Annotated in this window: 1 pseudogene; it reads left to right on the top strand. The window is 65.2% G+C overall.

The window, feature by feature from the left end:
• A pseudogene (locus Q5L94_RS13655) lies at positions 1 to 271 on the top strand (peptidase T); the annotation flags it as partial.
• Positions 272 to 276 lie beyond the last annotated feature (5 nt).

Raw genomic sequence — 276 nt, 5'->3', positions numbered from 1 at the left:
CCGCAACATGAAGCAGGTGATCGACCGTCACCCGCACATTCTCGAATACGCCATCGAGGCGATCCGCCGAGCCGGCTTGCGACCCATGCGCACCGCGATCCGCGGTGGCACCGACGGCTCGCGGCTGTCCTTCATGGGCCTGCCCTGCCCCAACATCTTTGCCGGCGAGCACGCGTTCCACTCGCGGCTGGAATGGGTGAGCCGGCAGGACATGGAGAAGGCGGTTCAGACCATCGTGCATCTGGCGATGATCTGGGAGGAACGGGCATAGGGAGG

It is taken from the genome of Idiomarina sp. Sol25, from assembly GCF_033052775.1.
Classification (GTDB): domain Bacteria; phylum Pseudomonadota; class Gammaproteobacteria; order Enterobacterales; family Alteromonadaceae; genus Idiomarina.
The sequence above is the reverse complement of the archived record's forward strand: the minus strand, read 5'-3'. Positions and strand labels throughout refer to the sequence as shown.